Consider the following 8,120-nt stretch of genomic DNA (forward strand, 5'->3'; position numbering starts at 1 on the left):
AAGATTTATTTTTTTAAATTTGTCTGTAAGTAGAGTTTAAGTTTGTCTTTTAAATGAACTTATATCACTTATATGGTGAAAAAAAACAATCTTATAAAGTTTTATTATTTTAAATAATTTCAATGAAAATCAATTTTAAAAAAACATACAAATTTGCCATCAAGTCTGCATTATATATCAGTCTCTTTACGACAGGTTTTGTACTGATGTTAATGTCATTGTTTTATAAAAATCAATTAAAGCATCAGGTTGCGTTTGGAATAATTTTCATTATTGTTATTTATATATTCGCATTTCTGGTTTTACAATATCGAGTTGAACGCTTTATTTACCGAAGAGTTAAGAAAATTTACGATGAGGTTTCTTTGCTAGAATCAACACCTCTTATTAATCAGCCCATAAATACTGATATGGAAACACTTTCACGTGAAGTGAAAAAGTTTGCAACAGATAAGAAACTGGAAATCGAAATGCTTGAAATTCGTGAACAATATCGAAGAGAGTTTTTAGGAAACGTTTCGCACGAATTAAAAACACCATTATTTACTGTTCAGGGTTATGTTTCGACTTTACTTGACGGAGCAATGGATGATAAAAACATCAGAAAGAAATATTTAAAACGTGCCGAAAAAGGAGTAGAGCGTCTTATTTATATTGTTGAAGATTTGGATATGATTACCAAATTAGAGTCTGGTGATTTGGATTTGAATATGACTGATTTTGATATTGTTGAACTTATTCAGAATGTTTTTGATTTGTTGGAAATGAAAGCCGATAAAAAGAAAATCAAATTGGCTTTTGAAAGTAAAAATGTACAGTCAGTTATTATTCGTGGAGATCAGGACAGGATCCAGCAGGTTTTAGAGAATTTAATTGTAAACTCAATTAAATACGGAAAAGAAGGCGGATTGACTGAAGTTGGTGTCGTGAACTTAACCAAGAAAAAAGTCCTAATTCGTATCAGTGATAACGGAGAAGGCGTTGAAAAACAAAATATTCCGAGACTTTTTGAACGTTTTTACCGTGTTGATAAAAGTGGAACCCGCTCTGAAGGTGGTTCTGGCTTAGGTTTGGCCATTGTAAAGCATATTATTGAGGCGCATAAGGAGAAAGTTTATGTAGAAAGTGAGTTCGGAATTGGTTCAGAATTCTCTTTTACGCTCGAAAAAGCATTTAAAAGTCAAAAAATCGACGTTAAAAAATTGTAACACAGTTTTTGTTAAAAGCCCTAAAATAAAGGGTTTTAACGATAAATAAACATACCGATTTAGTCGGTAACATTAAATTTTTATTATAGTAACATCTGGTTAATGATTTCTTAACATAGGTGCTCCATCTTTGCATCCTGAAATTAAGGGAATTACAGAACTAATGATAAAAAGAAAATTATTAGCGGTTTTATTACTGCTAACTTGCGCAGCTTATGCGCAGGAACCTACTAAGCAAGAATTAAACAAACAGGATGTAAAAAACGAAGTAATGCGTATTTTAGATTCTATCAACAAAGCCAAACTTCCAGAAACAAACTCAGGAGTAAGTAATGTAGATCATTGGTATGACAGAATATCGTTGAGAGGTTATGCTCAGGTTAGATACAACGGTTTGCTTTCTACAAATGACAAAGTTTCTTGCGAGCAATGTGATAAATCTTGGGGAACAACTTCTACAGCTCCAGATGCAAAAGCAAACAACGGACTTTTTATTCGACGTGCACGTTTTGTCTTTTCAGGACAAGTTCATCCAAATGTGTTTTTCTATTTTCAACCCGATTTTGCTAGTTCACCAAGTACTGGAGTTCAGAACTTTGTACAAATTCGTGACCTGTATTTTGATCTTTCTTTTGATAAGAAAAAAGAATACCGTGTTCGTATTGGACAAAGTAAAATTCCATACGGATTTGAAAATATGCAGTCTAGTTCACAACGTTTAACACTAGACCGCGCCGATGCAATCAACAGTTCTATCTTAAATGAACGTGATTTAGGGGCTATTTTTTATTGGGCTCCGGCTGAAATTAGAGAACGTTTTGCCATGTTAGTTAAAGACGGTTACAAAGGTTCTGGAGATTTTGGAGTTTTTGCTTTTGGAGTTTACAACGGGCAGATTGCAAATAAATTAGATGGAAATAGAGATTTAAACGTAGTAACAAGAGTAAGTTATCCGTTTGTTATTGGTAGTCAGATTATCGAACCGGGAATCCAAGCTTATACTGGAAAATGGGCTTTTACTGGCGAAATTTCATCAGGAGTTATTGTGAATGATCCGCAATATGTAAAAGATCAGAGAGTAGGAGCAACTTTCGTTTTATACCCAAGACCATTCGGAATTCAGACAGAATACAATATAGGTAGAGGGCCACGTTACAATACTTTAACCAATACAGTTGACGAAACAGATCTTAACGGAGGTTACGTTTTGTTAAACTATAAATGGGATATTAAAAAACAGATTATTTATCCTTTCGCCAAGTTTCAATATTATGATGGAGGGAAAAAATACGAAAAAGACGCCAGAAGTTATGTTGTACGAGATTACGAAATTGGTGTAGAATGGCAACCTTTTAAAGCATTCGAATTAACAGCAGAATATGTAATTGCAGATCGTACTTTCGAAGACAGTGCGCTTCCTGTAAATAGACAACAAGGAAATGTTCTAAGATTACAAGCGCAGTTTAATTTCTAAAAATAGTGCACAGATAAAACAGATTCGCTTTCGCGAAGACGCGGATAAAAACAGATTTTATAGTAAAATCCGTTTTTATCCGCGTTTTGTTTTGAAACAAATCTGCTTCATCAGCTTATAATCACGCAGTTTTTTCTTCAAAAACTTTAAATAGTGAATCCCAGTCGATATGATTTTCAAATTGGGCCAATCCTTTAAACGATTTTACTTTTGATAAATCTTCAATTCTAAAATCGTCTTGCATTGCATAAGGAACAAGATTTTCTTCTTGAAGTTTTATCGCCAGATATTCCTGTTCGTATTGTCCTGGAGTTGGAATAAAAAAAGCTTTTTTACCCAATTTAGCCAAATCCATTACTGTGGTATAACCCGAACGACAAAGTACAAACTCACTTTCATTAAAAGTTTGTTCCAGTTGTTTCGAGTTCATAAAGTTATAATAGGTAATATTTCCTGCTTGCCATTTTTCTTGCGATTTCTCTACAATTCCTTGTACAAAAACTACTTTCCCTGGATAATTAGCTGCTTCTTTTTGCAGTTTTTCATCCAGAAACGTACGCTGTGGCTCAGGTCCTGATAATATAATCATAAGATCATATATTTTAGGAGTTTCTTTTTTACGCATACGGCTCAACGGGCCAATATATCTTAAATTCAATTCATTGTTTTTAAGATGACCTAAATCTCCTGTTAGATTTACTTTTTCGTCGGTATCAGGAACCCAGCATTCATTATATTTCTTAATAATAAGCTGATGACATTTACTAGTAAACCAAGTTGTATTTCCTGTCATAACGTTTAACTGATGCGTCATAAAAACAGAAGGCACTTTTTTACTGAAAACCCCCAATCTATTGTCTGAGATTATACCATCAATACCATGTTTTTTAATCCAGGAATTGACCATTTTTTTCTCATCCAAAATAGCGGTAATCATTTTCGGAAGGTTTTTAATCAACTTCCATTTAAAGTTTTTTCCATTCTTTGCATATTCAATATGATAAGAAGGAAGTTCTAAAGTCTGTATATAAGGAAATTCTTTTCGCAATAAAGCAAGCGCAACCCCATCTGAGGCAATAATCGGGATGTAATTATTCTCCTGAAGCGCTTTTATAATAGGAATACAACGAGTTGCATGGCCAAGCCCCCAATTTAATGGTGCTACTAAAATAGTTTTATTCGCAGAATAATCAATGCTCATTTTTAATGATTTTTAAAAACGAAGATAAAGAAATATGTTTTGGTTGTTATTTCGAGGGTATTACTAAATTATTAACTCTAGATTTAATAAAAGACTAGAATTTTCGAGGGGTATTTCAAAAATAATTTACTTTTTACCAATAAGATTATCTCTATGTTAAGCGATTTCGATTTTTTTGAAATGACCTTAATAAGGAAATTTATAGGTTAAGTTGTGAAATAAAAAAAAACCGAACGAATGTTCGGTTTTAAATATACCTTTTAAGAAAACTTAGAAGCTTAGCGCCTTAGTACCTCAGAACCTTAGTCCTGAATATAAGTTTTATTACCATTTTTGTTGATGTAGTATTTTCCACCTCTTGGTCCGGTATAAACTTTTTTTCCATTGTATTCGCCAGTAACTTTATCCGGAACAGACGGTGCTTTTTCGTTAGTTTCCTTCAAAGTTTTAGTAGCCGATTTTTTTGCTGCGGTTGCATCCTTTTTAGCGTCATCAGCTTTTGCTTTGGTTTTTGTAGCATCTGCTTTTGCTTTGTCAGCTGTTTTTTTCGCTTTATCAGACTCCGTAGTTGCTTTTTTTGCGTCTGCTTTTGCTTTTGTCGCTTCTTTATCTGCAGTTTTTTTAGCTTTGTCAGCTGTTTCTTTTTTTGCTTTTGCTGATGCTTCTTTAGCATCATCTGCTGCTTTTTTCGATTTTGTAGCTTCTTTTTTGGCATCTGCCGAAGCTTTGTCTGCACTAGCTTTTGCTTTTTTTGCTGAGGCTTCTGTTTTGCTTTTTGCAGCTTTTGCAGTTGTTTCCTGTGCGTAGAAGTTAGATGAGAAAACAACTATAAAACAGAACAATAATAATTTTTTCATAAGGTTATACGTTTAAATTTTCAATTAAAATTAAACAATTTTTTGTCATCTTTTTCGGAGTGCATTAAAAATATGCACGGAGCTGAACATTTCCTGTATGAATAGTATTTCCCGTTTCGCTTTTACGGCCTTGATAGTTTAAATTAACATCTAAAAATGACGTAATGTTCTTTTGCAGAAGCAGTTTCCAAACCAGGTTGGATCCTGCTTGAAGTCCTTCAAGCATCTGGAAACCTACAGATGAAAATTCATTTCCATCAAATTTATTTTCATAAAAAGAAAACTCACCATTTACTGTTACTTTCTTTTCGCCTGCATAAGAAAATGAAGTTCCGATTCTGTTTTGTTTTAAAGTCTCGAAATTTCCAATTTGATTTTTCTTGTTTTGAAGTTCATAAAAGAAATCCAGTTTGGTGTTTTTAGAAAACAAATAACTAATTTTTGGCGCCATTTGCCAGCCATCGATATCGTAGTTTTTCTCGACAAAATCTTCAGAGACCAAATCGGTTTTTATGGTTTTGGTAAAGAAATTAAACAACCAGCTTTTTTGGTACAAATGCGTGTATTGAAGTTGATGTGAATAATTTCGAACATTCTGAGATCCGATAGAAAGCAAACTTTTACCTTTATTTACAAGATACGAATAAGTTACAGAATGTTTCTGGCGTCCGCGATTATAGAATAAACTGTTTCTAAAACTCGAATTCAATCCTAAAATATTTTCTTCAGAAGAATTAAACGGATTAAGTTCCAGTTTTTCGCCTTCGCTTTTTACCTTTCGATCCATTATAAATGAAGTCTGATTGTAAAAATGAGACAGCACTTTTTTATATCCTTTTTCATTCTGCCATTGCAACGGATTCAAAGTTAAAGACTGAGAGAACTTATTCTGATTGGTTTTAATATAAATCTGATTGGGCAAAAAGACTCTCACATAATTTGCCTGATCCTGAAAAACGGCGATTTCAAATTCCTGTAATTCCTGAATTCCGTTGCCATTATAATCGTTCCAAGTGTAAACTCCTTGTCCTGTTGGAACTTCTACATAAGTGAATTCTTGCTGCGCAATAGTTCCAGAACTGGTTTCATATGTGGTTCCAATTTGCATTAATTGATTAAAAAAACGATCATTATATAAAACTCTTGAATTAAGAGAAGGTTCGTTTTTTCGGGATGTATCTGTAAAATCTAAATTTCGATAACTCGCATAAATCGCCAAATCTGTTTTTTTATTTTGAATCAATTTTGACTTTAAATAATAGGTCTGCGAATTATTGACATGTTGTAATAATCCGTTTTGTAAACTATCATTTTTTCTTTGCAGAAAACCAACTTCCACAAAAACCTTCGTACTGTCACCTCTTCCAGTAAATACTCCATATTCTGAAAAGCGCTGACTCAAAGTAGAAAACTGGCCCGTAACTTTATCTTTTTCCTGATTGTCTTCTAATTGCATACTGCCTCCAATCCAGTTTTTGCCAAAATGATATTTGGTTCTGGTTTGATTTCGAATGAATTTTGAAGTCGAAGCCGTTGCATCAGAATTCAGGAAACTTCCATTATTTTCGATGGTCCATTTTTTTAGTTTGAACAAAGCAGCAGTGGTATGTCTCGAACCTGTGTAGCTTTCGCTAAAATCTAACTTCTCAAATTGATACGTGACCAAACCAATATTGGAGGTTTTCTTTTTAGAAAATAAATTAAAATTAAAACCTGTAACCAAAAGACTCTGATTCCCTAAAAGTGTTCCGCTTAAGTTCCAGTCGCGATTGAATTCGATATTGTACAAACGTTCAACCGATTTAAAATTTTGCTCTACATATTGATAATTGGCAAAAGCATCTAAACTCCAGCTTCGGGAAAATAGACGTTTTTTAAGATTGGTTTTAAAAGCAATTCCTTCATTATTGGCATCATCAATTCCAGAAAATAAGTTCTGATCGTTATTGCTGACTGCTATTTCAAAATCGACCAAAGTCTTCTCATTCGGATTGTATTTTCCCAAAAAGGTAGCAACTTGAAGTTTTATTGGAGCCACAAGTTGTACAATTGGCTCATAATTTCCCTGAAGAATTCCATTTACTGGTTCTACATATTGATAAATACGTTCGACGGCATTGTTGTTCTGAATGATATAATTTCCAGCATTTGCACCAACCTGACTGAATCTTACATTGTATAAAACATCTGTTGGATTATTCGAATATTCATAAACTTCAACCGAGTTGATAATGGTTTTTTTGTATAAAATTTTATTGTCTGCATATTTGTCTTCGTAGGCAGAAGGCGCTTTCATCAAATTGACATCATCTCCCGCTTGACTTAAAATCTGAACTTGCTCTGGAGAAAGATTCTGTTGCAACGGTTGGTTTTTCAAATCATTTTCAGAATAAACATAACCGCCGAAACTCCATTTTTTGTTTTCTTGTGTAGCGCCTGCATAGGTTACAAGACGATTGTAATTTCGTTCCGAATATTGGTATTCTACATTAATCCTCATTTCAGAAGTAATCGTAAAAAGAGAAGTAAAGACAATTTCTCCGGCATTGTAATCAATAACATAATCGTTGTTTTCACCACGTTTTAGTAGAACACCATTTACATAAACTCGTTCAGATCCTGAAATAACCAAAACATACAATTCACCATTTTGCCCTTTCAATTTATATGGACCCTGATTTCCTTCTTGACCTGTAAAAGTACTTTTGGCATATTGACCTTTTACAAAAGCGACCGAGGCAAAGACATTGGTTTTGCTTTTCTCGGTGTCAAAATCAAAACTTGCTGAAAGTCCCTGAACTTTTTTATTGAAACTCAAAAATTGGGTTTTCCTATTCTCTAAAAAAACATCCCCTGCCCGAACATTCCAGTCGTCACTAAAAAGTTCCATAAAGATATTATCAAACTGATCGAGTTTTTGAGAATAGCCACCATCTTGAAGCGGAATATTATTATCCTGAAGAGAAGCCCGAAGACTAACTTTATCGGAGATTTTCCCGGTAATCTGCAAATCTAAGTTGGAGTTTAAAACGGTACTTTGATTATTTCCCACTGTGATTCCGCGAGTGATACTTCCCGAAGTATTAAGGCCGTCAAAAGGAGTGACTTTTTTGGCGTTGGCATTATTATCAATTCGGTATAATTTTTCGGTTCCGACATCGCTGTTTACAATCTGATCTGAATTGTAAAGACTGTATTCTTTGGTTAAGAAATCAGGATATTGAAGATAATTGACAATTAAAGTATCAGAAGTTGATTGGAATTTTTCATTTAAAAGTAAAAAGCCTTTTCGGAAATCAATGGTATAAAAAGTCGAATCAATAGGTTCTTTTTTAGTATTTAATAACTGGAAAAAACCAGAATTGATACTTACTTTTTCT

At 33.4% G+C, this 8,120-nt stretch carries 5 protein-coding genes; 2 read left to right on the forward strand and 3 right to left on the reverse strand.

Annotation, left to right across the window (positions count from 1 at the left end; genetic code table 11):
- The first annotated feature begins 122 nt into the window (after positions 1–122).
- Both VGE71_RS20645 and VGE71_RS20650 read left to right on the forward strand, forming a co-directional pair.
- Positions 123–1,208 (forward strand): sensor histidine kinase, encoded by a 1,086-nt coding sequence (locus tag VGE71_RS20645; RefSeq protein WP_331139998.1) that lies wholly within the window; start codon positions 123–125, stop codon positions 1,206–1,208.
- Between the two features lie 163 nt (positions 1,209–1,371).
- Positions 1,372–2,682 (forward strand): porin, encoded by a 1,311-nt coding sequence (locus VGE71_RS20650; protein ID WP_331139999.1) that lies wholly within the window; start codon positions 1,372–1,374, stop codon positions 2,680–2,682.
- Positions 2,683–2,803: 121 nt separating this feature from the next.
- On the opposite strand, the gene VGE71_RS20655 is transcribed toward VGE71_RS20650, so the two are convergent.
- The 3 genes from VGE71_RS20655 to VGE71_RS20665 all read right to left on the reverse strand — a co-directional run.
- Positions 2,804–3,883 (reverse strand): glycosyltransferase, encoded by a 1,080-nt coding sequence (locus tag VGE71_RS20655; RefSeq protein WP_331140000.1) that lies wholly within the window; start codon positions 3,881–3,883, stop codon positions 2,804–2,806.
- Positions 3,884–4,185: 302 nt separating this feature from the next.
- Positions 4,186–4,740 carry a hypothetical protein gene (locus tag VGE71_RS20660; protein ID WP_331140001.1) on the reverse strand — a complete coding sequence of 185 codons (555 nt, stop codon included), beginning with the start codon at positions 4,738–4,740 and terminating at the stop codon, positions 4,186–4,188.
- A 64-nt stretch (positions 4,741–4,804) separates the two neighbouring features.
- Positions 4,805–8,120 (reverse strand): hypothetical protein (locus VGE71_RS20665; RefSeq protein ID WP_414656185.1); only part of this gene is annotated, 3,316 nt, incomplete at its 5' end.

It is taken from the genome of Flavobacterium sp., assembly GCF_036405015.1.
Lineage (GTDB): Bacteria > Bacteroidota > Bacteroidia > Flavobacteriales > Flavobacteriaceae > Flavobacterium.

What these genes read in the sequence shown, in the direction of transcription:
- VGE71_RS20645 (WP_331139998.1), top strand. Translation starts at nt 123, where the DNA reads ATGAAAATCAATTTTAAAAAAACATACAAATTTGCCATCAAGTCTGCA.
- VGE71_RS20650 (WP_331139999.1), top strand. Translation starts at nt 1,372, where the DNA reads ATGATAAAAAGAAAATTATTAGCGGTTTTATTACTGCTAACTTGCGCA.
- VGE71_RS20655 (WP_331140000.1), bottom strand. Translation starts at nt 3,883, where the DNA reads ATGAGCATTGATTATTCTGCGAATAAAACTATTTTAGTAGCACCATTA.
- VGE71_RS20660 (WP_331140001.1), bottom strand. Translation starts at nt 4,740, where the DNA reads ATGAAAAAATTATTATTGTTCTGTTTTATAGTTGTTTTCTCATCTAAC.